The sequence below is a fragment of the Neisseria sp. P0006.S004 genome (assembly GCF_051963015.1).
Classification (GTDB): domain Bacteria; phylum Pseudomonadota; class Gammaproteobacteria; order Burkholderiales; family Neisseriaceae; genus Neisseria.
Genome location: NZ_JBQCUS010000002.1, coordinates 143,440 through 167,568, shown reverse-complemented (window position 1 = coordinate 167,568; position 24,129 = coordinate 143,440). Strand labels below are relative to the sequence as shown.

At 52.4% G+C, this 24,129-nt stretch carries 20 protein-coding genes; 17 read left to right on the top strand and 3 right to left on the bottom strand.

What is annotated here, in order from left to right:
- Nucleotides 1–304 precede the first annotated feature (304 nt).
- The 4 genes from ACTHR2_RS03755 (at nt 305) to ACTHR2_RS03740 (ending at nt 5,321) form a co-directional block, all read left to right on the top strand.
- Nucleotides 305–1,711, top strand: a complete 1,407-nt coding sequence (locus tag ACTHR2_RS03755) for a hypothetical protein (protein WP_440375434.1) — start codon at nt 305–307, stop codon at nt 1,709–1,711.
- Between the two features lie 217 nt (nt 1,712–1,928).
- Nucleotides 1,929–3,143 (top strand): sodium/glutamate symporter, encoded by a 1,215-nt coding sequence (gltS, locus tag ACTHR2_RS03750; RefSeq protein WP_070606314.1) that lies wholly within the window; start codon nt 1,929–1,931, stop codon nt 3,141–3,143.
- Nucleotides 3,144–3,248: 105 nt separating this feature from the next.
- Nucleotides 3,249–4,271 (top strand): lysozyme inhibitor LprI family protein, encoded by a 1,023-nt coding sequence (locus ACTHR2_RS03745; RefSeq protein ID WP_440375372.1) that lies wholly within the window; start codon nt 3,249–3,251, stop codon nt 4,269–4,271.
- Nucleotides 4,272–4,325: 54 nt separating this feature from the next.
- Entirely contained in the window at nt 4,326–5,321 is a 996-nt protein-coding gene (locus tag ACTHR2_RS03740; RefSeq protein WP_049332939.1) for a S49 family peptidase, read from the top strand.
- A 191-nt stretch (nt 5,322–5,512) separates the two neighbouring features.
- Here the strand turns inward: ACTHR2_RS03740 and pdxA are convergent, their stop codons facing one another.
- Together pdxA and ACTHR2_RS03730 are read right to left on the bottom strand one after the other, a co-directional pair.
- On the bottom strand, nt 5,513–6,514 hold the full coding sequence (pdxA, locus tag ACTHR2_RS03735; protein WP_440375371.1) for a 4-hydroxythreonine-4-phosphate dehydrogenase PdxA: 1,002 nt from the start codon (nt 6,512–6,514) through the stop codon (nt 5,513–5,515).
- Nucleotides 6,515–6,670: 156 nt separating this feature from the next.
- On the bottom strand, nt 6,671–7,201 hold the full coding sequence (locus ACTHR2_RS03730; RefSeq protein WP_263339790.1) for a cytochrome b: 531 nt from the start codon (nt 7,199–7,201) through the stop codon (nt 6,671–6,673).
- Nucleotides 7,202–7,433: 232 nt separating this feature from the next.
- On the opposite strand from ACTHR2_RS03730, the gene ACTHR2_RS03725 reads away from it, so the two are divergent.
- From ACTHR2_RS03725 to waaA, 10 genes are all read left to right on the top strand, one after another.
- Nucleotides 7,434–8,963 (top strand): ABC transporter permease, encoded by a 1,530-nt coding sequence (locus tag ACTHR2_RS03725; RefSeq protein ID WP_263339788.1) that lies wholly within the window; start codon nt 7,434–7,436, stop codon nt 8,961–8,963.
- Nucleotides 8,964–9,072: 109 nt separating this feature from the next.
- Nucleotides 9,073–9,636, top strand: coding sequence for a hypoxanthine-guanine phosphoribosyltransferase (locus tag ACTHR2_RS03720; RefSeq protein ID WP_003747943.1), 564 nt, complete (start codon nt 9,073–9,075; stop codon nt 9,634–9,636).
- 58 nt (nt 9,637–9,694) lie between these two features.
- Entirely contained in the window at nt 9,695–10,123 is a 429-nt protein-coding gene (locus ACTHR2_RS03715) for a PTS sugar transporter subunit IIA (RefSeq protein ID WP_003747942.1), read from the top strand.
- A gap of 44 nt (nt 10,124–10,167) precedes the next feature.
- Complete coding sequence (locus ACTHR2_RS03710) at nt 10,168–10,437, top strand: HPr family phosphocarrier protein (protein ID WP_263339779.1); 270 nt, start codon at nt 10,168–10,170, stop codon at nt 10,435–10,437.
- On the top strand, nt 10,437–12,200 hold the full coding sequence (gene ptsP, locus ACTHR2_RS03705; protein WP_263339776.1) for a phosphoenolpyruvate--protein phosphotransferase: 1,764 nt from the start codon (nt 10,437–10,439) through the stop codon (nt 12,198–12,200). Before ACTHR2_RS03710 ends, ptsP begins: the two co-directional genes overlap by 1 nt.
- 516 nt (nt 12,201–12,716) lie before the next feature.
- On the top strand, nt 12,717–13,832 hold the full coding sequence (locus tag ACTHR2_RS03700; RefSeq protein WP_263339773.1) for an ABC transporter substrate-binding protein: 1,116 nt from the start codon (nt 12,717–12,719) through the stop codon (nt 13,830–13,832).
- 116 nt (nt 13,833–13,948) lie between these two features.
- Nucleotides 13,949–14,995 carry a FecCD family ABC transporter permease gene (locus tag ACTHR2_RS03695; protein ID WP_049332949.1) on the top strand — a complete coding sequence of 349 codons (1,047 nt, stop codon included), beginning with the start codon at nt 13,949–13,951 and terminating at the stop codon, nt 14,993–14,995.
- Nucleotides 14,996–15,005: 10 nt separating this feature from the next.
- Nucleotides 15,006–15,773 (top strand): ABC transporter ATP-binding protein, encoded by a 768-nt coding sequence (locus ACTHR2_RS03690; protein ID WP_070843612.1) that lies wholly within the window; start codon nt 15,006–15,008, stop codon nt 15,771–15,773.
- Between the two features lie 169 nt (nt 15,774–15,942).
- Nucleotides 15,943–16,374 (top strand): plastocyanin/azurin family copper-binding protein, encoded by a 432-nt coding sequence (locus ACTHR2_RS03685; RefSeq protein ID WP_049323637.1) that lies wholly within the window; start codon nt 15,943–15,945, stop codon nt 16,372–16,374.
- Nucleotides 16,375–16,512: 138 nt separating this feature from the next.
- Nucleotides 16,513–17,775: a lipid IV(A) 3-deoxy-D-manno-octulosonic acid transferase gene (waaA, locus tag ACTHR2_RS03680; protein WP_440375370.1), complete on the top strand. Its 1,263-nt coding sequence runs from the start codon at nt 16,513–16,515 to the stop codon at nt 17,773–17,775.
- Between the two features lie 348 nt (nt 17,776–18,123).
- Here waaA and ACTHR2_RS03675 read toward each other — a convergent pair whose 3' ends face one another.
- Nucleotides 18,124–20,133 (bottom strand): OPT family oligopeptide transporter, encoded by a 2,010-nt coding sequence (locus ACTHR2_RS03675; protein WP_263339763.1) that lies wholly within the window; start codon nt 20,131–20,133, stop codon nt 18,124–18,126.
- A 244-nt stretch (nt 20,134–20,377) separates the two neighbouring features.
- On the opposite strand from ACTHR2_RS03675, the gene ACTHR2_RS03670 reads away from it, so the two are divergent.
- From ACTHR2_RS03670 to ACTHR2_RS03660, 3 genes are read left to right on the top strand one after another with little or no spacing between them, the layout of a single operon-like run.
- Nucleotides 20,378–22,030: a type I restriction-modification system subunit M gene (locus tag ACTHR2_RS03670; protein WP_440375369.1), complete on the top strand. Its 1,653-nt coding sequence runs from the start codon at nt 20,378–20,380 to the stop codon at nt 22,028–22,030.
- The gene (locus ACTHR2_RS03665; RefSeq protein WP_440375368.1) at nt 22,023–23,309 is read left to right on the top strand and encodes a restriction endonuclease subunit S; all 1,287 of its coding nucleotides are present in this window, start codon (nt 22,023–22,025) and stop codon (nt 23,307–23,309) included. The genes ACTHR2_RS03670 and ACTHR2_RS03665 overlap by 8 nt, the downstream gene beginning before the upstream one ends.
- A complete protein-coding gene (locus ACTHR2_RS03660; protein ID WP_440375367.1) occupies nt 23,302–23,958 on the top strand; it encodes a hypothetical protein in 657 nt (218 codons plus the stop codon). Before ACTHR2_RS03665 ends, ACTHR2_RS03660 begins: the two co-directional genes overlap by 8 nt.
- Nucleotides 23,959–24,129 lie beyond the last annotated feature (171 nt).

Below are 24,129 nucleotides of genomic sequence, written 5' to 3'. Positions count from 1 at the left end.
TTGGCTACTTCCATGTAAATCAAACACAAAAACCTGCATTTATCATTAACAATAAATTACAAAAACAGTATAATGACCGAGCTGTCATGAGCGCATACCGACTCAACCTGAGCCCTTTGTAACACAAAAAATATGGATGTATCCCTAGGCAAAACAATATAACAAGCCAAGCATCCTAAAGATAAGCCAGCAAGGCAACACACTCTACAAAACAGTGCCAAGCAATATTTTTACAAAGCCCTCAGCCGGTATCGCCGCCCATATGCCGCAGCATCCGTCTTCCACTTTATATCCGCCCCAAACCATGACCGCCGCTCCTGATATCCTCTACCGGCAAGCCGCCGCCCTTTTGGAACAATCCAATACCGCCCAAGCCCTGCCCCTGCTGCAACAGGCCGCAGAGCAGGGATATACGGAAGCTGCTTTTGTATTGGGTAACTATCTGCTGCAAAACGGTCATCCGGAGCAGGCACTTCCATGGTTGGAAGCCGCCGCGGCCCAACGCCACCCCAAGGCACTCTTTACCCTGCTGCAACAACGCGAACACAACGGCACCCCGACCGGACAGCTTCTTAACGACTACGCCTGGCTGGGTGAGCAAGGTCACCTCGAAGCCCAATTAATCCTCATGCGTTACCACGCGCAACGCAACGATCCACAATCCCTCTACTGGGCGGAGCTTGCCGTCGCCCGATATGCTGCGCCTGCGTATTACCATCTGGCACGTCATCATCAACGCCAAGGCGACGTTGAAACAGCCATCGAACAATACGAAAAAGCGGCCGCGCTCGGCGTGACTGCCGCCTGCTGGCAACTCGGTCAAATCTACTTCTACGGTACAGGTGTCAACCCCAATCACGCACAAGCCGAACACTATCTCGAACAAGCCGCGCAAGCCGGCCACATCGCCGCACAAACCTTGCTGGCTGACCTTCTTGCCGCCCAACGCAAACCCGAAGCCTTAGAATGGTATCGTCGTGCCGCCGATAAGGAGCAAGCGGAAGCACAGGCCAAGCTGGCCCAATATGCCCTAACCGGCGAACTTTCCGAACGCGATCCGTTCCAAGCGGCACGATATGCCAAAGCCGCCGCCGAGAAAGACCATCCCGAAGCGCTGAAAATCATGGGCGACCTCTACCGCTACGGCCTCGGCATTAAAGCCGACAACCATATCGCGCATGATTACTACCACCGTGCCGCCGCGCTGGGTTCTGCCACCGCAGCACAAAAACTCATCAGCGACGCCGCACTGTACCATCCGCAACAATACGAACAAATCAAAACTGCTGCCCTGCAACAACAACAAACCGAAACCATCTACCGTTTGGCGGAAGCACAAGCCCACGCCATCGGCCGTCCCGCCGACTACAATGCCGCGCGCAAGAATTACATGGAAGCTGCCGAGTTCCACCATAAAAACGCGGCGGCAGCCTTAGGCCGCATCTACCATTACGGTCTCGGTACGTCGCAAGACCCTCGGGCGGCCGCCCACTGGTACGCCATCGCTGCCGAACAAAACCACCCTTCCGCCCAATACCACCTCGCCTGTTTTTACTATCACGGGCAAGGTGTCGGCTGTCATGTTCCGACCGCCTGCTACTGGCTGCAAGCCGCCATCAGCAACGGCCACACTTCGGCCGAATCATTAACATCCCTATTAGAACAATGGCGCCGCGAAGCGCACCATGCCATCGGTCAAAAGGCAGTCTGAAAATATTTACACTCGCATTTTTTGACAATCTTTAACTATTCCCCTAATATTTGCCAGTTATTTTTCACGGACACGTCATTGTTTTCATTTCTTTCTGAAAACACCTTGCCCGCGCATCAATACCATGGCGCCCGGCGGATAACGCCAAGCGTTGAAACACACTACATCCGGAACAAAAACGGATGCTCGGAAAAACATTTCTAGGAGGTGAAACAACATGGAATGGGAATTCAACAGTTATTACACACTGATTGCCGCCACACTCGTGTTGCTGGTTGGTAAATTTCTGGTTCAAAAAATCAAATTCTTACGAGACTTCAATATTCCCGAGCCGGTCGCCGGCGGTTTGGTTGCCGCTATCGTCCTGTTCGCCCTGCACGAAGCCTACGGCGTCAGCTTCAAATTTGAAAAACCGCTGCAAGATGCGTTCATGCTCATCTTCTTTACATCCATCGGTTTGAGCGCGGACTTCTCCCGTTTGAAAGCGGGCGGCCTGCCTTTGGTTATCTTTACCGCCGTGGTGGGTGCATTCATCATCATCCAAAACTTCGTCGGTGTCGGCTTGGCAAGCGCATTGGGTCTGGATCCGCTGATCGGCCTGATTACCGGTTCGATTACCCTGACCGGTGGTCACGGTACAGCCGGCGCATGGGGTCCTGACTTTGAAAGCAAATTCGGCCTGACCGGCGCAACCGGCTTGGGTATGGCTTCCGCCACCTTCGGCCTGGTATTCGGCGGCCTGATCGGCGGTCCCGTTGCCCGTCGCCTGATCAACAAAATGGGTCGCAAACCTCTGGAAACAAATAAAAAACCAGTTGACAACGACCAAACCGACGACGTCTTCGAACAAGCACAGCGCACCCGCCTGATTACGGCTGACTCCGCTGTCGAAACGCTCGCGATGTTTGCCGCATGTTTGGCTTTTGCCGAAATTGTCGACGGCTACGACAAAGCCTTCTTCGACCTGCCTAAATTCGTATGGTGTCTGTTTGCAGGCGTGGTCATCCGCAACGTCCTGACTGCCGCTTTCAAAGTCAATATGTTTGACCGTGCCATCGACGTATTCGGTAACGCCTCCCTGTCCCTCTTCCTGTCTATGGCTCTTCTGAACCTGAAACTGTGGGAATTGACCGGTCTGGCAGGCCCTGTAACCATCATCTTGGCCGTACAAACCGTCGTGATGATTCTGTACGCCACTTTCGTTACCTACGTCTTCATGGGTCGCGATTACGACTCTGCCGTATTGGCGGCTGGTCACTGCGGTTTCGGTTTGGGTGCTACCCCGACTGCCGTTGCCAACATGCAGTCCATTACCCAAACTTTCGGCCCGTCTCACAAAGCCTTCTTGATTGTGCCTATGGTCGGTGCGTTCTTCGTTGACTTGCTCAACGCCGCCATCCTCTCCGGCTTCATCAGCGTCATCAAAGGCTGATACGTCTGACATAGAAAAGCACTTGCCGCATTTACTTGCTGCAAGTGCTTTTGTTATGATAAGCACGTCAGGCCGTCTGAAAGGCCGTCATCTTCAGGAGTACCCATGTACAAAAAAACCGCTTCCGTATTGATTTTAAGCACGATTCTTCTTGCCGCATGCAGCAAAGAAGAGCCGAAAGCCGCGCTTGATTGCGCCCAACCGGCCACACTGCAAAACATCCGTACCACCATCGAAGACACCCTCAAACAACAAGCGCGCTCATTTGCCCGCAATGACAACCGCCAATTCGTCGATGCCGACAAAATCATCGCCGCCGGCCTCGAATTAGAAACCCTGCTTGAAGACCCCAAAGAAACCGAAGACGACGGCAAAGCCATCTGCCGTGCCAACCTCAAAATCCGCATTCCCGACACCATCCTCAAGACGGCCATAGACAACAGCCCACTGATTTACGGCAGCACCCCGTTGTCCGACATGCTCGAACAAAAACTGATGGGCAGCAACCTGACCTTTGAAAACAACACGTTCAGCACCACCCTGCTCTACACCCCCGATAAAGACGGCAAACCGGTTTTCGAAGACAACACCCTGAGTTCCACCGCCCAAACCCTTTCCGCCACCCTGCTGCCCTACGGCGTGAAAAGCATCGTCATGATAGATGGCAAACCAGTATCTAAAGAGCAGGCCATCAAGCTGCTGCAAAACCAAAACACGGAAGAACCGCCGACTGTCAATCCGCAAGACATCCTTGAAAACAACGCCGCCAGCCAAGCCGTCGGTTTGACCGATGATGACGATGATTCAGATTACGAAGTCCTGCGCCCCGACCATGAAACCCAACGCAACGAGCCGCCCGGCCTCAGCCAAAGCGAACTCAACAACGCGCGCGCGCAAAACCGTCAGGCGGACGGCGAGATCAACGACCTCTGGGGCGGCATGGACAGTGACGTCAAACAACAAATCCTCGGCGAGCAACGCGCCTGGATTCAAAGCAAAAAACTCAACTGCCAACAAGCCGCCGCGTCCGCAGACAACGCCGCACAAGCAGAATACCTGCGCCTGCAGTGTGAAACCCGCATGACCCGCGAACGTACGCAATACCTGCGCGGCTATTCCATCAACTAAAACCGATAAGGCCGTCTGAACATTCAGACGGCCTACAAGAAAGCACATCACATCATGCAATACCGAATCCACCGTGAAGGCGATGCCCAAAACACACCCTCTTCAGCCTCCACACCCGTCGACAACTGGGAGCGCAATACCCTGCGCGAAGTCCTCCTCGCCGCCTACCAAGAACAACGCCGCGCCCGCATTTGGCGCAATATCTGGCGCGGCGTCGCCGTCCTCATCTTCCTCAGTCTAATCTTCGGCCTTGCGGAAGAAGAAGGAAAAACCACGAGCATCCAAGCCCGCAGCGAACACACCGCCGTTATCGACCTGACCGGTGAAATCGGCAACGACATCGACGACCAAGTCCAAATCCTGCGCGACAGCATGGAAGCCGCCTACGAGAACGGCAACGCCAAAGCCATCATCATCCGTGCCAACAGCCCCGGCGGTTCACCTGTCGTGTCCAACACGGCCTTTAACGAAGTCCGCCGCCTCAAAGCTGAACACAAAGACATCCCCGTTTACCTCGTTGCCGAAGACATGTGCGCTTCCGGCTGCTACTACATTGCCGCCGCAGCCGACAAAATTTATGCCGACCCTTCCAGCATTGTCGGCAGCATCGGCGTGATCGGCGGCGGTTTCGACTTTACCGGCCTGATGGACAAAGCCGGTGTCAAACGCCGTCTGAAAACCGCCGGCAGCAACAAAGGCATGGGTGACCCTTTCACACCTGAAACCCCGGCGCAAACCCAAATTTGGGAAACCATGTTGGGTGATATCCACCAAGAATTTATCAAAGCCGTCAAACTCGGCCGTGGCGCAAGGTTGAAAGACAAACAGTATCCCGACGTTTTCAGCGGCCGTATTTACACCGGCAAAGAAGCCAAACAGGTCGGCCTGATTGACGACTTCGGCAGCATTTACAGCGTTGCCCGCGATGTTGTCAAAGCCCCCGAGCTGGTCAACTACACGCCGCAAGACGATTTCAGCAAAATGCTCAGCCGCCGCTTCGGTGCGGAAGTGAAGGCCAAAGTCAAAGAAACTTTGTCTGAAATTTGGTAAGCCAAAAAACCCAAAGGCCGTCTGAAACCCAAAACATGGGGCTTCAGACGGCCTTTTTTATATGATTTTTAAAATAAAACGCTGATTATTGTCCAAACATCCATCGGCTTCATCAAATCGGCAGGCAGATGCTCCCTGATGATGCTGTTACAGGAACACATTACGCCGACAAACGATTAAACCTTCACGCTTCAGACGACCTGCTGCATATTGTGCGCCATATCAAGCGCGGCTTGAACGGCAGTAATCAGGCTGCCGGAATCGGCTTTGCCCGTACCTGCCAAGTTCAAGGCCGTGCCATGATCGACAGAGGTGCGGATAAAGGGCAAGCCGAGGGTGATGTTCACGCCTTCGCCGAAACCGGCATATTTGAGCACCGGCAGCCCTTGGTCGTGATACATGGCGAGGACGGCGTCGGCGTCTTTGAGCAAAAAAGGTTGGAACACCGTATCGGCAGGATACGGGCCGCGCGCGTCTATGCCTTCGGCCTGCAAGGCATGAAGCGCCGGAATAATGGTGTCGATTTCTTCGTGTCCCAAATGGCCGCCTTCGCCCGCGTGGGGATTGAGGCCGGTAACGAGGATGACCGGTTTGGCTATGCCGAACTTATGGCGCAGGTCGTGTTCAAGAATGCGGACAACCGACTCGATTAAAGGCTTCGTAATGGCGGCGGAAATGTCTTTCAGCGGCAGATGAGTGGTCACCAATGCAACTCGCAGGCCGCCGCCGGTCAGCATCATGACGACTTGTTCGGTATGGCTTTTTTCGGCGAGGTATTCGGTATGGCCGCTGAAAAATCCGTTGCCTGCGTGGGCATCGTTGATGATGCCTTTATGCAGCGGCGCGGTCACCATACCGGCAAACAGGCCGTCTGAAATGCCTTGATACGCCGTATCCAGCAATCGGAGGACATACGCGGCATTGGCAGGATTGAGTTCGCCCGCCCGACACTCGGCATCTAAGGGAATATGCAGGACTTCGAGTTCGCCCTTGGGCAACGGATCGGCCGCTTGGGCTTGAAAATCGCGCAGGATGACGGATTTGCCGAGCTGTCCGGCCCTTTGCGCCAACAGATTTTTATCGCACAAAACAACGGGGCGGCAAGGAAGGTCGGCGAAAGCCAAATCAAGGCAGATGTCGGGGCCGATGCCGGCCGGTTCGCCGGAAGTGATGGCGAGAATGGAAGCAGTCATGGTGTTTCTCGGTATGGTTACAGTATTTAGACAACAGTCAGGCGAAATGCCTACTCTACTTTTGCAGATTAACACAAATACAAAAAGGCCGTCTGAAAACAGTTTTTGCTTGGTCAAACTGTGTTCAGACGGCCTTGTCTGTTTACCGTTTTATACTTAAGAACGACGGCCGATCATGCGGTACAAAACGTCGTGGCCTTGAATGCGGTGGACGACGACCATGGCGATGTGGCCGGCGACCAGCGCGAAGAGCAGCCAGCCGAGTTTGCCGTGCGCCATGTTGCCGAGGTTGGCCATCCATTCGATTTTTTCAGGCGAACCCTGCATCACTTGGACGCCGAATACTTTCAACGGGCCGCGGCCGCTACCGTATTGGCGGATCATGCCGATAACGGGAACGGCAAGCATGAGGACGTAAAGGGCAAGGTGGCCGGCTTTGGCGGCAAAGCTATCGGCGGCAGGACGTTTGGACGCATTGATCAAGGCCCAAACAATGCGCACGATAATCACCAGCAGCGTGATGAAACCGATGGATTTGTGCACGCCGAAGAGTGCGCCGACCCATTCTTCGCCGTCATAAATGGTCCAGATGGCGATGGTGGTCAGGATGCCGATGAAGCCGAGTACGGTCAGCCAGTGCAATGCGCGCGAGACGGTATCGTAGGTTTGGGGGCGTGTAGTGGTCATAATGTTTCCTTGTTTTTGATTTATTTGATTTTTTGAAGCGGCGGATTGTATCAAAAATGCCCAACCAATTATGTTGCCTTTTTGAAGACATTTCGTAAATGTTTGAAAATTTTGAATAAACATCAGTTTTATCCGTCAGGCTGCCTAGGCCGTCTGAAAACATGGGCAGGAATACCACCTTCTATGCCGAACTCGGGCTAAAATAGGCGTTTTTATTCTCGGGTACGCATCGATGCAGGTTTGGATTCGGCGGTGTGCGCTGTTGCTGCTGCCTTTGGGTTTCTTGGCGGTCATGGTGGCCGCGCCTTTGCTGTCGCTGGCGTTTTACGACGGCGAGGGCGCTTGGGCGGAAGTGGTGGCTGATGACTATATGCGCCTGCGTTTGGGCTGGACGGTGGCGCAGGCGGTTTTGACCTGCGTCTTGGTCACGGCTTTGGGCGTGCCTGCGGCGTGGGTGCTGGCGCGGATGGATTTTGCCGGACGGCGCACGGTTTTGCGCCTGCTGATGCTGCCTTTTGTGATGCCGACTTTGGTGGCGGGCATGGGCGTGCTGGCCTTGTTCGGCGCACACGGCATACTGGCGGCAGGTTGGCAGGACACGCCGTGGCTGCTGATTTACGGTAATGTGTTTTTCAACCTGCCGGTTTTGGTGCGCTCGGCGTATCAGGGATTTGTGCGTGTGCCGCAGGCACGGTTGCTGTCGGCGCAATCTTTGGGCGCGGACGCGTGGAGAAGGTTTGTCTGGGTCGAATGGCCGGTGGTGCGCGCGTGGGTTGCCGGCGGCGCGTGCTTGGTGTTTTTATATTGCTTTTCAGGCTTCGGACTGGCCTTGCTGCTCGGCGGCGAGCGTTTTGCAACGGTGGAAGTGGAAATCTACCGGCTGGTGGCGTATGAGTTGGACATGGCGCGTGCGTCGGTGTTGGTGTGGTTGGTGCTGGCGGCTACGGCGGCGGCAGGCGGTTTATATGCGTATTGGAGCAAGCGCGTGGCGGTGGATAAGTCGGTCTCGCCTTTGCCTCCGCGCGCGCCGGTACGGGCTTGGGAAAAATGGCTGACGGCAACGGTATTGGCCATGTTGGTACTGTGCTGCCTGCTGCCTTTGGCGGCGGTGTGGTTCAAGGCGGCAGCGGCAGGCTCTTCGTGGGCGGTTTTGCTGGAAGCGCAAACGTGGGCGGCTGCGTGGAACACGATCCGTTTCTCTGCGGCAGCGGTGGCGGCGGCGACGGTTTTGGGCGTGCTGTATGCGGCGGCGGCACGGCAAATGGCGTGGTTGCGCGCGCTGATGTTTTTGCCGTTTATGGTGTCGCCCGTGTGCATCGCGTTCGGCGTATTGTTGCTCTATCCGCAATGGACGGCTTCGCTGTGGCTGCTGACGGCGACTTATGCGCTGTTGGCGTATCCGTTTGTGGCCAAAGACGTATTGGCCGCGTGGGACGGTTTGCCCAAAGATTATGCGGCGGCAGCGCGCACCATGGGCGCAAACGGTTTTCAGACGGCCTGTTATGTAACCGCACCTTTATTGAAACCGGCTTTGCGGCGCGGCCTGACTTTGGCTTCGGCAACGTGTATCGGCGAATTTGCAGCCACATTGTTCCTGTCGCGCCCCGAATGGCAGACGCTGACCACTTTGATTTACGATTATCTCGGGCGCGCCGGTGCGGACAATTACGGACGGGCGATGGTGTTGACGGCGATATTGACCGCTTTGGCTTTGGCGGCATTTTTGCTGGTGGACGAAGCGGAAGGACAAAAGGCCGTCTGAATGCGTTCAGCCTCAATCCTCCCCTTCCCCCGCACCATTGCGGCCTGTATCGAAAATTGATTGAATCCGCTATATAATTTGTTTTTAACCGTACCCAACACGACCTATCATGACCGACTTAGAAACCAAACGCCTTGAAACCCAAGCCATGCTGGACAATGCCGACTTGCTGTTTGACCAAGAACAATGCCGCGCGGCCTTGCAAAAAGTTGCCGACGACATTACCCGCGACTTGGCCGACAAATACCCCCTGCTGCTGCCTGTCATGGGTGGCGCGGTGGTGTTTACAGGACAGCTGCTGCCGCTGTTGCGCTTCCCTCTGGACTTTGACTACGTCCACGTTTCCCGCTACGGCGACAAACTCGCAGGCGGCGCGTTCAACTGGAAACGCATGCCCGACCCCGAGCAAATCAAAGGCCGTCATGTCGTCGTTTTGGACGACATCCTGGACGAAGGCCACACCATGGCCGCCATTCAGGAAAAACTGTTGGAAATGGGCGCGGCAAGCTGCCGTGCGGCCGTATTTGCCAACAAGCTGATCGATAAAGAAAAACCGACCCAAGCTGACTATATCGGTTTGGACGTGCCCAACCGCTACGTCTTCGGCTACGGCATGGACGCCGCCGGCTGCTGGCGCAACCTCGGCGAAATCTACGCCTTAAACAACAAATAAAACCAAGGCCGTCTGAAAGGTTTTCAGACGGCCTCAAACCAACACTTAGGAACACATCATGATCGGCCTGCTTATCATCACGCACGAAACCATAGGCGAAGCCTACCAAGGGCTGACCCACCATTTCTTCCCCAACGGCTTTCCCGAAAACGTCCGTATTCTCGGCGTTCAGCCCAATGAAGACCAAAACGACATCATCAACAACGCCATCGCCGCCTTGCAGGAATTTCCCGACAACCGCGGCGTACTGATCATGACCGACATCTTCGGCGCCACCCCGTGCAACGCCGCACGCCGGCTGGTGCGCGAAAACAAATCCGCCATCCTGACCGGCCTCAACGCCCCGATGATGATTAAAGCCATCCAATACTCATCACAAGCTGAAAACCTCTCCGACTTCACCGAAACCGTCAAAGAAGCCGCCATCCGGGGCATTTTCGCCATTACATCCGCACCCGAAGACCTGGTGTGCAAAGAAAACGGCTAAGGCCGTCTGAAACCATTCACTTTACGAACATTTAGGGGAAATCCATGCTCAAACAAGAAATCGAAATCATCAACAAACTCGGCCTGCACGCACGCGCCTCCAGCAAATTCACCCAAACCGCCTCCCAATTCCAAAGCGAAGTCTGGGTTACCAAAAACGGCAACCGCGTCAACGGCAAAAGCATCATGGGCCTGATGATGCTGGCCGCCGCCAAAGACACCGTGATTGAGCTGGAAACAGACGGCGCAGACGAAGCCGCCGCCATGCAGGCATTGACCGACCTTATCAACGACTACTTCGGCGAGGGCGAATAATGAGCATCGTCCTACACGGTGTGGCCGCAGGCAAAGGCATCGCCATCGGCCACGCCCACCTCATCACGCGCGGTGCAGCGGAAGTTCCCCAATACGACATCGATCCCGACAAGCTCGATGCCGAAGTTACCCGTTTCGACAACGCCATCAAAGCCACGCGCAAAGAACTGGAACAGCTGCGCGGCGCGATTCCCGAAAACGCCCCGACCGAATTGGGCGCGTTCATTTCCCTGCACCTGATGCTGCTAACCGACGTTACCCTCTCGCGCGAACCCATCGACATTTTGCGCGAACAGAAAATCAACGCCGAATGGGCATTAAAACTGCAAAGCGACAAGCTCGCCGCCCAGTTCGACAGCATCGACGACGACTACCTGCGCGAACGCAAACAGGACATGCTCCAAGTCGTCCGCCGCATCCACAACAACCTTGTCGGACAAAGCAACGAAATCAACCTCGCCGGCAACCTGTTTGACGACACCGTCCTCATCGCGCACGACCTCTCGCCTGCCGATACCGTATTGTTCAAAGAGCAGCACATTACCGCCTTCGTAACCGATGCCGGCGGCCCGACCAGCCACACCGCCATCTTAGGCCGCAGCCTCGACATCCCGTCCGTCATCGGCCTGCACAACGCCCGCAAACTCATTACCGAAAACGAAATCGTCATCGTCGACGGCATCAACGGCGTCCTCATCATCGATCCCGACGAAGTCGTCCTCAACGAATACCGCCGCCTCGCCCGCGAATACCGCAGCCACAAGCGCGAACTCAACAAAATCAAAAAAACCGCCGCCACCACGGCCGACGGCATCAACATCGAACTTTTGGCCAACATCGAATCCGCCGAAGACATCAAAGCCCTGCACAACTTCGGCGCAGACGGCGTCGGCCTGTTCCGCAGCGAATTCCTCTACCTCAACCGCGACAACATGCCGACCGAAGACGAACAATACGAAGTCTATGCCGGCATCGTCAAAAAACTCAAAGGTAAAAACATCACTATCCGCACCGTCGATTTGGGTGTCGATAAAAATCCGCGCTGGTTCGGCCAAAACAGCACGCCCAACGGCAGCCTCAACCCCGCACTCGGCCTAACCGGCATCCGCCTGTGCCTCGCTGAGCCCGTCATGTTCCGCACCCAAATGCGCGCCATCCTCCGCTCCGCCGCCCACGGCCCCGTACGTATGATGTGGCCGATGATTACATCCATTTCCGAAGTGCGCCAATGCCTTATCCATCTGGACACGGCCCAACGCCAGCTGACCGAACGCGGCGAAACCTTCGGCCCGGTCAGCATCGGCTGCATGATTGAAATCCCGTCCGCCGCCATGACCGTCGGCAGCATCCTTAAGCTCGTCGACTTCGTTTCCATCGGCACCAACGACCTGATTCAATACCTCCTATCGGTCGACCGCGGTGACGACAGCGTCAGCCACCTCTACCAACCCGGCCACCCTGCCGTCCTCAAAACGCTGCAACACATTATCCGCACCGCAAACCGCATGGAAAAAGGCGTGTCCATCTGCGGCGAAATGGCCGGCGATACCGTCTTCACCCGACTGTTGCTCGGCATGGGCTTGCGTCGCTTCTCCATGAACCCCAACAACCTGCTTTCGGTTAAAAACATCATCCTGCACAGCCACACCGGCCATCTCGAAAACGATGCCACCAAAATCCTGCGCTGCGAAGACCCGGAAAAAGCCGAAAAACTGATTAAAATCCTCAACCAAAGCGAACAGGCGGAATCACAGGCCGTCTGAATCTCTAAAAAGGGCGTGTTTCGATACACGCCCTTTTTATTTGTCCCCATTTTTAGTTTATGCCCGATTCTCCCTCAAGCCCCCTTCTTCCCTATTTCGCCATTTCAAAAACCAACCTTTTTCACTTTTCCCAAACACTGCTTACAGGCCGTCTGAAAAATATAGGGCGCAAGTAAAATAAAAGTTTTTATGCCCACACCAAAGGCCGTCTGAACCCTGATTGCAAGGTTCAGACGGCCTTGTTTTCAACCGAATACCTTTTATTTTTTTGCAATAAAAAACCCTTTACCTATCCATTCCAGCTACTGCCCACTATGGCTTTAGGTACCCCATATCATTCCTTTTTACTAGGTCTTCAGTACACCCAAGCCCTATATAAACACTATCCCTTCGTTTTAATGATGAAACTTTTTATTTCGAAATATGTCTATCTCTACATTCACTTGAAAAAAGATTCAATACCTTGTAAATTTATAAAAAGATAGTAATTATCATCATATTTTAAAGGAATGATTCATGAGATTTACGCAACTTTCTGCTTTGATTGCCGCCGCCGCTTTATCAGTCGGCTCCGTATCCGCTTTTGCCAAACCCGTTCAGCTGACCGATATCCTCGGCCGTAAGGTAACTGTCGACCTGCCTGCCAAGCGCGTGGTGTTGGGCTTCTACTACCAAGACTACATGGCCATCGGCGGCAAAACCGCGCTGGACAACGTCGTTGGTTTCTCCAAAGCAGTTTGGGCCGACTGGGCGCCGCCAAGTTGGGCGGCCTTCAGCAAAGCCGTGCCTAAACTGAATCAGCTGACCGACGTGGGCGAAGTGGAAGTCGGCACTTTCTCGATTGAGAAAGTATTGGCGCTGAAACCCGATTTGCTGGTTTTGGCCGAATGGCAATACAAGGCTTTGGGTTCCGATCTCGACCGCATCAACAAAGCCGGCATCCCCATCGTCGTGTTGGACTACAACGCGCAAACGGTGGCCAAACACATTCAATCGACCAAGCTTATCGGCACGCTGACCGGCCAGCAGCAAAAAGCCGACAAACTGGCGGCAGACTACAAACGCGTTGCCGACACCATCCAAGCGCGCGTGCAAAAAGCCAACCTGCCCAAGCCTAAAGTCTATATCGAGTTCGGCAACAAAGGCCCTGCCGAACACAGCGTTACCTTCGGCAAGAGCATGTGGGGTTCGATGGCGACACTGGTCGGCGGCAACAATATCGCCGCTTCTTCGGTCGAATTCTACGGCCCGATCAATCCTGAAAAAGTCCTCGCCGCCAAACCCGACGTGATCGTGATTACCGGCCGCGAAACCGAATTGAAGAAAAATCCTGCCGCCATGGTCATGGGCTGGGGCATTCCGAAAGCGGAAGCAGAAAAACGCTTGGCAGGCTTTGCCAAACGCGCCGGCTGGGCAAACCTGCCTGCGATTAAAAACAACCGCCTCTACGCCGCCTACCACGCTAACTCGCGCACGCTGTCCGACAGCGCATCGATTCAGTTTATGGCCAAAGCGATTTATCCGCAGTTGTTTAAGGATTTCAACCCTGAAAAAACCTATTTGGACTTCTACCGCCAAAACCTGCCCGTCGTACCAAATGGTACGTTCTACCTCTATCCGAAAGGACAATAAGGTAATTTAGATTTTCAGACGGCCTTTTAAATCGGAAGGCCGTCTGAAATTTTTGCGGAAGAAAAAGGCAAACCTGTTCTCCCCTTTCACAACACTCTTTTTTAAAGGTTTGAAACATGAATGATTCGGTTGTCGCCGAGATTGTGAAAAACCAGCGCAAGTTGGAAGGCAAGCGTTGGTTGATTGTGTTGATGTTTTTAGTCATCGCAGCGGTCAGTTTCCTATTCGACATCGCCACCGGCCCTGCGATGACGGACACGCTGCCCGTCGGCGAAGTGGTCAATGTTTTGCTGGGCAAACCCGAAGTCGATGAAATGAACCGCCTGATTGTGATGGATTTGCGCCTGCCGATTGCGGTGATGGCCTTGGTGGTCGGCGCGGCTTTAGGTGTCGGCGGTGCGGAAATTCAAACGCTCCTGAACAACCCGATGGCCAGCCCTTATACGCTGGGCTTGGCGGCGGCGGCGGGTTTGGGCGCGTCAGCGGTGATTGCGTTCGGCGGTTTCGGGCTGCCTGAAACGGTCGCCGTTCCCATCGGCGCGTTTGTGATGACCATGCTGGCTTCGGGCATCTTGTTTCTGTTTGCCTCAGCGCGCCGCTTCAATTCGGCGATGTTGGTGTTGGTGGGGATTGCGCTGTTGTTCCTGTTTCAGTCGATTTTGTCGCTGATTCAATTTATCGCCGCGCCTGAGATTTCGCAGCAGATTCTGTTTTGGCTGTTCGGCAGCCTGACCAAGGCGACTTGGGAAACAGTCATCGTTACGGCGGCGGTTACGGCGGTATGCGTGTTTCTGCTTTCGCGCGACGTGTGGAAGCTGACCGCGCTGCGCTTGGGCGAAGAACGCGCCGTCGGGCTGGGCATCAATCTGCAATTTTTGCGCCTGAAAACGCTGGTGTTGGTGGCGGTAATGACGGCGACGGCCATCAGTTTTGTCGGCGTAATCGGCTTTATCGGCTTGGTTGCGCCGCATGTGGCGCGGATTCTTTTGGGCGAAGACCAACGTTTCTTCCTGCCCGGCGCGATGCTGGCGGGGGCGGCGTTTTTGTCGGTCGCCAGTGTGTTGTCCAAGGTGATTATCCCGGGCGCGCTGTTTCCGGTGGGGATTGTTACGTCGTTTGTCGGCGTGCCGTTCTTCTTCTGGATTGTATTAACGAAACGATAGGCCGTCTGAAATGTTGAAACTTGAAAACGTACACATCCGGCGCGGCGATTATGTGGTCGCCGACAATATCGATTTGACGCTGGAACAAGGCAAAGTCTATTCCGTGCTCGGCCCCAACGGCACGGGCAAATCCTCGCTGATGAAAACGATTTTCGGCGAAGTCGCGCACAAAGGCACCATCCGCTACGGCGACGAAGTGTTGAGCAAAATCCACCTGCAAAGCTGGCGCAAACGCATAGGCTATATGCCGCAGGACACCGCCGCCGAAGCCTCGCTGACCGCGCTGGAAGTCGTGTTGCTCGGCCGCATGGACGCGCTGCACATGCACGTCGGCGACGAACTGCTGCACGAAGCCGCAAGTATTATGGCGGAGCTGGGCATCGGCCATCTGGCGCACCGAGACGTCATGCGGCTTTCCGGCGGACAGCGGCAGCTCGTCATGTTTGCCCAAGTCATGCTGCGCCGTCCCGAAATCCTGATGCTGGACGAACCGGTCAGCGCGCTGGATATGCACCACCAGTTGAACCTCTTGGAGCGCGTGGTGCGATACACGCACGAACACAATCTGGTTACGCTGATGGTGTTGCACGATTTGAGCCTCGCCGCGCAGTTTTCAGACGGCGTGATTCTGCTCGGCGAAGGCAAAGTACAGGCGCAGGGCGCGCCACAGGATGTGTTGCAGGCGGACATGATCGGCAGATTGTACAAAGTGGACATCGAGCTTTTGTACGACAGCAAAGGCCTGCCCGTTATCCGCCCGATGCGGAAGAGTGCGTAACTTAACCGCTCCTGCAAATGTCGGATTTGAGCATCCGGCCTGCAAACTCCCTGCAACTTATCCCATCTCCTGCGGGAGAGGGTTAGGGAGAGGGCGGTAAGCCCAAGGCTTGCCTCTCCGACTCATCAGCCCGCCCCATATTTTTTTATCCTTAGAAAGGACTTTCTCCATGAAAAAATCCCTCTTCCTCCTGATGCTGACCGCTTCCCTTAGCGCATACGCCGCCAACCACGAAGTCAAAATGCTCGACAACGGCAAAGACGGCAGCATGGTGTTCGAGCCCGGCTACGTCAACGCCAAAGTCGGCGATACCGTTACCTTCAAAGCCACTAACAGTGGCCACTGGGTGCAAAGCAAAGCCCTGCCCGACGGCGTTGCCGACTTCCTCTCCGAAGACGGCAAAGACTTCACGCTCAAACTCGACAAAGAAGGCGTATACGTCTATACCTGCCCGCCGCACCGCATGATGAACATGAGCGGCGTGATTCAGGTCGGCAAACCGGTGAACAAAGCCAAAGCGCAAGCCGTTGTCGATGAAATGGAAAACCGCGCCATGCAAAGCAAAGGCCGTCTGAAAAAATACATGGCGCAAGTGAAGTAAACGCGTTTATGCCTGTATTAAAGGCCGTCTGAAACCTTTCAGACGGCCTGTTTCCTTTGCGTAAAACACGCATCAAAGCTATATCTTCCGTTTCAGTTTCCGATAAAATAGGCCTATTCCGACACAAGACCCGTAAGCATGATACGCCGCCTTTACGCCACGCTGTGGTACCTCGCCCCCTTCCTGATCCGCCGCCACCTGCGCCGCCGCGCCCTCAAATCCCCAGCCTATCTCGAGCATTGGGACGAGCGTTTCGGGCAGGCGTATCCCAATCCCGTACAACGCCCGATTTGGATACACGCCGTATCCGTCGGCGAAACGCGTGCAGCCGAACCTTTAGTGCAGGCATTGCGCCGCCATTTTCCCGACTCGCCGTTTCTGATTACCCAAATGACGCCGACCGGCCGCGCCACCGCGCAATCCCTGTTCCCCGATGCGCAATGTCGTTACCTGCCCTACGACAAATCCGAATGGGTCGCCCGATTTTTAACCGAACACCGCCCCATCTGCGGCATTTTGATGGAAACCGAAATCTGGCCCAACCTGATGCACGGCTGCCAAGAAGCAGGCATTCCCCTCTTTTTGGCCAACGCGCGCCTCTCCGAAAAATCCCAACGCGGCTACCTCAAAATCCGCAAGCTGGTCGAGCCTGCCATGCAGACCCTCTCCGGCTGCTTTGCCCAAACCGCCACCGATGCCGAACGCCTGCACCTTATCGGCGCATCCAACGTCCACGTTTGCGGCAACACCAAATACGACATCGCGCCCCCCGACGATTCTCGCCCTCTTGCCGCCGCCTTTAAAGAACGCATCGGCGCACGAGCCGTCGTCGTCTGCGCCAGCACGCGCGTGTACAAAGGCACAGACGAAGCCGAGCTGCTCCTCAAGGCATGGCAGTGCTATCGCGGCAATGCCTTGCTGGTCATCGTACCGCGCCACCCTGAAAACTTTCAGACGGCCTACGATACCGCCAAATCGCTTGGTTATGCCGTGCAAAAACGTAGCGACGGACAACCCGTTTCCCCCGATACACAGGTTTGGATAGGCGACAGCATGGGCGAGCTTGCCGCCTACTACCTCAGCGCAGACATTGCCTTCGTCGGCGGCAGCCTCGTTGATGCCGGCTGCCAAAACATCATCGAACCCATCTCCTGCCGCGTCCCCACCCTCTTCGGCTACTCCAACTACAACTTCGCCCAAGCCTGCAAAGGCGCAGTCGAAGCCAAAGCCGCCGTCCGCGTCGAAACCGCCGAAGCCTGGTACAGAACCACGTGCCAATATCTCGACGACGAAACGCTGCGCCAACAGCTGATCAGCCACACCGAGCAATTCATTTCGCAACACCAAGGCGCCAGTGCCAAAATTGCCAAAGCAATTGCAGATTGTTTAAATCAGCGTTAAACAATAAAAAACCGCCTGTTCATGACAAACAGGCGGAAACTGAAAAACAGTTTTTTGTTTTCAGCCGTTTAATTGACTAAGAACAGGAACAGGGTTAAGATAATCCTAACGACTGTCCGCAGTCTCAGCCATGAACGACCTTTCGGCTTGGTTCGTTTCATGTTGAAACTCTCCTTTCTAGGGAGGTTCAAATAAAACAGCCCCACTGCCATGGGGCTGTTTCACTACCTAGCCCCGCGATAATTATACCCAAACTTCCTAAAATCATTCCAAACAAATTTCCACTAAAAAGGCCGTCTGAAACCCCAATTTTTTGGGTTTCAGACGGCCTTTTCTCAACCTACAAACTTAACGTCCTGCTTTCAACACGCGGCGTGCAAACACGAACATACCGAAAACAAAAAACGCCAAGCCCAGCCATTTGGCGGCTGTATCCCAGTTTTCCAAGTTCAGGGCCAAAGGCGCATCCGAACCGCCGTTAGTTACCGAGAAGGCAATGATAAACGCCATAATCACACCGATCAGACTCTCGCCGACAATCAAACCAGCGGAGAACAGCGTACCAATACGTTCCGCATTTTTCAGACGACCTTCACGGTTTTCTTGACGGCTGGCGATGACGGATTTCAACACCGCCGCTAATACCGCGCCGATCACAATCGGCATATTCACAGACGGCGGCAGGTAAATGCCCATGCCCACGGCCAATACCGGCAAAGCACGCTTGCCGCCGGAAGATTTGCGCAATGTGAAATCGACCGCAATCAACGCCACGCCGATGCCCACGCCGGTGAAAATATAATCCCATTGCAGATTGTGCGAGAAAATACCTTGGGCGATGGTGGTCATCAAAGTTGCCTGAGGCGCGGCAAGTGCTTGGGCCGCATCCATGCCTTCACGCGGCATCGCGCCGGTAAAGCCGTAGGCTTCATACAAAAGCTCCAACACAGGCGAAATCACCAATGCACCGACAACGCAGCCGATAATCAGCGCAACCTGCTGTTTCCAAGGTGTCGCTTTTACCAGATAACCCGTTTTCAAATCCTGCAAGTTGTCATTAGAAATCGAAGCCACACAAATCACAGACGCGCCGCAAAACAGCGTCAACGCCAGCAAGAATTTGCGGTTTGCCTCATCAGCCATCAAGCCACCGGATTCGCCGACCAGCAGCAACACCAGCGAAATAATGACGATAGAGACGATGCCCACACCCGAAATCGGGCTGGAAGACGAACCGACCAAACCGGCCATATAACCGCAAGCCGCGGCCACTAAAAAGCCGATAATCGAAGCCAGCAGCGTACATACAACCACCAACAGCCAAGCCAAACCGCCGGAAATATGCGAGTCGCCGATAAAGTGGAAGAAGGACACGCCCAACACCAGCATCATCGCCAACACCCAGGCAATCATCGCCTTAGGCGACAAATCCTGTTCCGTGCGCTCAGTCATCTGCGCGCCGCCGAAATTGCGGAAAGACAGGCGCATACCCTCGACCATCGGTTTCATCAAAGTCAAAAGCGTCCAAATAGCCGCAATACCGATCGTACCCGCGCCGATAAAACGGACTTTTTCCTTCCACAAAGACATCGCAAAAGGAATCATCTCCATATCGGCAGGTTGCGGAATATGCGCCGACAGATAAGGCACGGCCACACCCCAGGCAATCGAAATACCCAGCAAAATCGCGATACCGCCGGTCAGACCGACCAAATAGCCCGCGCCCAGCAAAGCCAAAGAAAAGCCCATCGGCACTTGAAACACCGACGCGCCGCCTTTAAACCAAAAGCTCGCGCTGTCCGCCACCACGCGCAAACCGCTTGCGCAAAAGCTCATCAAACCGGCCAGAGCGCCGCCCGACACCAATTCCTTGATACCGCTGCCGCCTTCCTGCTGGTCCGCATCATGGTCGCCGACCTTCAAAATCTCAGCCGCCGCCACGCCTTCCGGATAAGGCAAATCGCTCTTCACCACCATCGCATAACGCAAAGGCACAGTGAAAATCACGCCCAAAATACCGCCGGACATACACAGCAGCGTAGTCTGCCAAAACGGAAAGCCCGCCCAATAACCGGCCATCAGCAAACCCGGCAGAATAAAAATAATACTGGAGAGCGTACCCGCGGCTGAAGCCTGAGTCTGCACCATATTATTTTCCAGAATATTGCTGCCTTTAAAAAACTTCAAAACCGCCATCGAAATTACCGCAGCCGGAATCGAAGACGCAAAAGTCAGGCCCACCTTCAAGCCCAAATACACATTAGATGCCGTAAAAATCACCGTAATCAACGCGCCGAGTATCATCCCCCGCAGCGTCAGTTCACGGAAACTCGCATAAGGATCAACCGCCTGTTTCATAAAAATCTTCCTGTATCAGGTAAACAATCAAATCAAAACTTTTCAGACGGCCTTTTGATACATCCATCAGGCCGTCTGAAAAACCTCTCTCTTACCATTTTAATGAACTATCCGATTACACGCAAAAGCCGCACAACAATCAATGACATTACTATATAGAACCACTATAATCCCAAGATTACGAAAATTTTCAATCAGAATTAAATTATTGTTTTTTCAAAATAACTATATCAAGGATTAAGATATGAGACAGACTGGTGCAAACCATGCGCTTGAACAAGCCTTCCTCAACGACCTAGATGAAAAACTTTGGTCATCTGCCGATAAACTGCGCCAGCAGCTTGATGCCGCCAATTACAAACACATCGTACTTGGCTTAATTTTCCTTAAATACATCTCCGACAGCTTCACTCATCAGCAGGAAAAAATTCAGGCAGAGCTTGGCGACCCCGAAAATCCACTCTATCTTGACCGCACTTTCTACGATACGGACGAAGAATATCAAGAAGCCTTAAGCATCGAACTGGAAAACCGCGACTACTACACCGCCGACAATGTATTCTGGGTGCCGCAGCAAGCCCGTTGGGACGAAATTAAAGCCGTTTCCATCTTAAACATTGGGGCTGAATTACCTTGGGGTGGGAAATTTTCAGGCGTGGCAAAACTCATTGACGATGCCTTCGATGCCATTGAAAAAGACAACGAAAAACTCAAAGGCGTCCTCCAACGCATCAGCGGCTATGCCGTAAACGAAGACACCCTGCGCGGGCTGATTATCCTCTTCTCCGATACCAACTTTACCCGTCCGACTTACAACGGCGAGCCCGTACATTTAGGCGCAAAAGACATTCTCGGCCACGTTTACGAATACTTCCTCGGTCGCTTTGCCCAAGCAGAAGGCAAACGCGGCGGACAGTATTTCACGCCCAAATCCATCGTTTCCCTGATTGTCGAAATGCTCGAGCCATACTCCGGCCGCGTGTATGACCCGGCAATGGGCAGCGGCGGCTTTTTCGTGCAAACCGAACGCTTTATCACCGCCCATCAAGGCAACATCAACAACGTTTCCATCTACGGGCAAGAATTCAACCCAACCACTTGGAAACTCGCCGCCATGAACATGGCGATTCGCGGCATTGATTACGACTTCGGCAAACACAACGCCGACAGCTTCACCCAGCCGCAACACATCGACAAAAAGATGGATTTCATTATGGCAAACCCGCCATTCAACATCAGCGATTGGTGGAGCGAATCCCTGGCCGATGACCCGCGCTGGGCATACGGCACGCCGCCTAAAGGCAACGCCAACTTCGCTTGGCTGCAACACATGATTTACCACCTCTCGCCAAACGGCAAAATGGCATTATTACTTGCCAACGGCTCTATGAGCAGCCAAACCAACAACGAAGGCGAAATCCGCAAAGCCATCATCAATGCCGACTTGGTGGAATGTATGGTCGCCCTACCCGGCCAACTCTTCACCAACACCCAAATCCCCGCCTGTATTTGGTTCTTAAACCGCAACAAAAAGCGCAAAGGCAAAGTATTGTTTATCGACGCCCGCCAAATCGGCTATATGAAAGACCGCGTATTGCGTGATTTCACCGCTGACGACATCGCCAAAATCGCCGACACCCTCCACGATTGGCAACAATCAGACGGCTATGAAGACCAAGCCGCTTACTGTAAATCTGCTACGTTAGAAGAAATTAAAGACAACGACTTCGTCCTCACACCGGGGCGCTACGTCGGCACCGCAGAACAAGAAGACGACGGCGAACCATTTGCAGAAAAAATGCAAAATCTGACCGCTCTTTTAAAGGAACAATTTGCTAAAAGTGCGGAATTGGAAGCGGAAATTAAGAAGAATTTAGGGGGATTGGGGTATGAGTAACTTAGGGCAACACCTGAAATTTTCTAATGGAAAAACTTCACCAAACAGAACTGATACTGGTTTTTATCCTGTCTATGGGGCTAACGGAATAATTGGTTATTCATCTGAATATAACTCTGATGAAAATACAATTATTATTGGAAGAGTTGGCTCATATTGTGGAAGTGTACATTTTTCAGATAAGAAATGTTGGGTAACAGATAATGCAATATCTGCAAGAAGTATGAATTTAAAAGAAAGTATTTTTTGGTTTTATTATTTAAAATCCTTAAATTTAAATAGCATGCGTGTAGGATCTGGCCAACCTCTTTTAAATCAAACTATTTTAAAATCTATTTCTCTTCCTGATTTAAATATCAACAAAATAAAAGTTGGGGAAATTTTGCTTAGTTTTGACCAAAAAATAGATCTCAACACCCAAATCAACCAAACCTTGGAACAAATCGCCCAAGCCCTGTTTAAAAGTTGGTTTGTCGATTTCGATCCCATGCGTGCCAAAGTTCAAGCCCTTTCAGACGGCCTAAGCCTTGAACAAGCGGAACTGGCAGCCATGCAGGCAATCAGTGGAAAAACACCCGAAGAACTGACCGCACTTTCACAAACACAGCCTGACCACTACGCCGAATTAGCCGAAACCGCCAAAGCGTTTCCGTGTGAGATGGTGGAGGTTGATGGGGTTGAAGTGCCGAAGGGGTGGGAATTATCTACGATTGGCGAAGAAGTAGAAACAGTTGGAGGAGCTACACCATCAACGAAAGAAGAAAGTTTTTGGAACAATGGAAAAATCGCTTGGACAACACCAAAAGATCTCTCTTCTGCAACAAGCCCTGTTCTAATCAATGCAGAAAGAAAAATTACTGAATTAGGTTTGAAAAAAATCAGTTCAGGATTATTACCCATTGGCACGGTTTTATTATCTTCACGCGCGCCTGTTGGATACTTGGCATTAACTAAAATTCCTGTTGCAATCAACCAAGGGTATATTGCAATAAAATGCAATAAGACTTTAAGTAACTTCTATATGTTGCAATGGTGTAAAGAAAACTTAGAAGAAATAAAAAGTAGAGCAAGTGGAACTACATTTTTAGAAATTAGCAAAACAACATTTAGAGGAATCTCTGTAATTGTTCCTGAAAAAAATATATTAATTATGTTTAATAAACAATGCGAATCGATATATGAAATGATAACAACTCACACGAAAGAAAATCAAGACCTTGAGAAAGCAAGGGACTTGTTATTACCTAGATTATTAAAAGGAGAAATTTTAAATGGCTAAAGGTATCCCCTGCTACTTTAAAAGACGTGACGTTACATACTCAACTAAAACTAAATTTCTTAAACGAATGGAAGAAATCAGAAAGTCTCATGCTTCTAATGGGAAATGCTATATCAAAAATCCTGAACACATTGCAGATTTAAAGGATTTTTTAGAAGATTTTTATTCTGATGTAGAAAGAATCCTATCAAAACATGATATTGATAACTGTAAATTCTTTGTTCAAAAATCACCTAATTACTCTACGCCTTGCATTTATATTGAATCTAATGGAGTAGCTGATGATGTTTCTACAAGCAAATTTAATCCACCTTCTGAAAAAGCAAAATTTTCTCAAGCTTGTTCTTATATTTTAATACCTAAGAAACGGGAAATAAAAAGACGGGAAATAAAAAGCCAAAAATTCAAAGAATCGGATTTAATTGGTGATCTAAATAATTATGAATTAATTCATCAAAATCCCTCTTGGGGAGAAATCGTTGACCAATTTATTCTTAAAAAGAATTTATCAGAAATATTAGGTGATGTTATTTCTGATGATACCCAAGGAAATAATGCCCCAGTATTCAAAGATGAATACTCAAATCTAAATCAAGAATTCTTAGATTTCTATGATTCTCTTGATTTGAAGTATGAATTAAAAGGCTGATTTCACTTCTGCCAAATCTCTCCTATCCCCTCTTTGCTAAAGAGGGAGATTATTTGGAAGGTTTGTTGATTACAAGCGGTCAGATTAACAGCAAAATTTGCCAATAAAAAACATATAAATCCAAATTAAGCCCGATACTATTTTCCTCTTTCGTAAAGGGGATATTTAAAA